General features: G+C 45.3%; 3 protein-coding genes and 1 pseudogene. All 4 read right to left on the minus strand.

Annotation, left to right across the window (positions count from 1 at the left end; genetic code table 11):
- Nucleotides 1-139: 139 nt before the first annotated feature.
- Nucleotides 140-1,423, minus strand: coding sequence for an NCS2 family permease (locus tag AAFP11_RS30220; protein ID WP_341740316.1), 1,284 nt, complete (start codon nt 1,421-1,423; stop codon nt 140-142).
- A 136-nt stretch (nt 1,424-1,559) separates the two neighbouring features.
- Nucleotides 1,560-1,703: a hypothetical protein gene (locus AAFP11_RS30225; protein ID WP_341740317.1), complete on the minus strand. Its 144-nt coding sequence runs from the start codon at nt 1,701-1,703 to the stop codon at nt 1,560-1,562.
- Entirely contained in the window at nt 1,700-1,831 is a 132-nt protein-coding gene (locus tag AAFP11_RS30230) for a hypothetical protein (protein WP_341740318.1), read from the minus strand. The genes AAFP11_RS30225 and AAFP11_RS30230 overlap by 4 nt, the downstream gene beginning before the upstream one ends.
- Nucleotides 1,832-1,838: 7 nt before the next feature.
- Nucleotides 1,839-2,171: pseudogene (locus tag AAFP11_RS30235) on the minus strand (C-3',4' desaturase CrtD); the annotation flags it as partial.

The raw sequence follows: 2,171 nt of genomic DNA on the forward strand, positions 1-2,171 counted from the left end.
AACTAATTCCTGTTCAAAACTCAACTCATCCGGTGATTTGTTGACAATTACTACCTCGCATTCAAATAATACTACAACTTAATAGTTACCCAATCCGGGAAGAATGTCAATAGGTGTCTACCAAAAATTTTTCAGCCCCCTACCCTTCAGCGATTGAGTAGGTTAGCGGAATCATAAAAATGGTCAGAAACGCCGGAATTACCTCAGCCATGTCATCCCAGTCAAGTTCCCTCACTTCTGCCAGCATCATTGCCCCAACAATCACCAATGTCGGAGTTGTCGCAAACGCTGGAATCGCTTGAATCACCGGAATGAAGAACAGTGCTACTACAAATAATGCACTAATCACCAATGCCGTAAATCCGGTGCGTCCACCTTCTGCAACACCCGCAACCGATTCAACATAGGCAGTGACGCTAGAAGTGCCAAACAGTGGTCCGACTGTTGTGCCAATCGCATCTGCCATCAGCGCTTGATTTGCTCTGGGCAGTTGCCCATCCGTGGTAATATAGCCAGCTCGCATCCCTACACCCGTGAGAGTGCCAATAGTGTCAAAAATATCGACAAACAAGAATACTAACAACACTGCAATCCAATCAACAAAGTTTTGAGCATTCAGATTCTGCAATCCTATAATTGCTTGCCCAAAAAGATCCGTTGGCATTGTAGGCATTGCAAACAGTCCAGTTGGAGGGGGTGAAACATGGAGCACCCAAGCCAAGATAGCGGTGCTGGCAATCCCCAACAGCAATGCACCTTTGACTTGTCGCACAACTAACCCTGCCGTGATCAGAATCCCGATGCTTGCGAGCAAAGTATTTGGCTCTCCAAAGCTGCCGAAAGCAGTCTTCGTGGCTTCGTTGCTCACAATCAGCCCTGCCCCACCTTTAGTAACATCGCCCGACAAACCGATGTAGGCGATAAACAATCCAATTCCACCGGCAGTTGCGTGTTTAATTGAGGACGGAATTGCTTGAATCAATAAGCGCCGCACATCAGTAAAAGTCAAGGCCATAAAAATTAAACCCTGAACGAACACACAGGAGAGGGCCAGCCGCCAGTCAATCTTCAAGCCCAATACTACAGAAAAGGCAAAAAAGGCATTTGTTCCCATACCGGGTGCCAGTCCAAAGGGATAGTTGGCAAAAACTGCCATGCAAAAGGTAGAGATTGCTGAGGCAATGGCAGTGGCTACGACTAATTGAGAAAATAAATCACCGGATTTTTCCAGAAATATGGCGTTTGAGAGAATGATCGGATTCACAACCAGGATATATCCCATGGTCATGAAGGTGGTGACACCAGCCAAAATCTCTGTTCGGAAATTAGTGCGGTAGAAGTTAAACTTAAAGTAATTGGCAAGTTTTGCTTGCCAACCTCTATATACGTATGGCGGCCGCACTTCTACTTCGGTTTTGCTCATGTAATGCTCCTCAAAAATAGTTTGAACATCGAGTAGTGTGAATAAATGATGGACTTAATCTATGAAATCTAGAGGATATACTTTGGGTTTTCTGTATTGAATTAAACCGTATTTGTTAGCAAATGTTAGTAAAAAACTATCGAAAGAGGCGATTTTGATTGACCAGGCGTTGGTGGCTGGGGAGGTTAATATTTTTGTCTGAATCAAAAAGCGATCGCCCATTCAAGACAATACGCCCTGTGGTAGGCGTATCAACACCAGCAATACAGCGAAGAGTCATGCTTTATCCGTATTTATTTTTGTCGATTGAGCCTTGGCTAGCTGGGGCGAAACTATATTGAAAACACCAGATAGTTTGAGGATGCTCAGGAGAGTGCTGAAAAAAGCAATTACAGGTTTTGTTGTCATTAATAGATTAAAATTCTGCGTTCATTTGGCGCACGACTGTTAAAGCAGAATAGGAGACTCCTGCGGTTCCTTCTCCGGGATGGGTGGAGTCGCCGACTAACCAGAGGTTTTGAATTGGTGTGCGATTGGCAAAGCCGAAGGGTCCGAAGGTGGGTATTCGCTGGCCGATGCCTCCTACCATGCCTCTATCTCTGGCTGTATAACGCGCAAAGGTGCGGGGTGTAGCTGATTCTTGATGGACGATCGCCTCTGGTGTTAAATTGAAATATTCGCTCAAACGGGCGATCGCCCCGGTAGTATATTTTTGCTTCAAAGCTTCATAATCTGCACAATTCCACCA

The sequence above is a fragment of the Microcoleus sp. CAWBG640 genome (assembly GCF_020883015.1).
Lineage (GTDB): Bacteria > Cyanobacteriota > Cyanobacteriia > Cyanobacteriales > Microcoleaceae > Microcoleus > Microcoleus anatoxicus.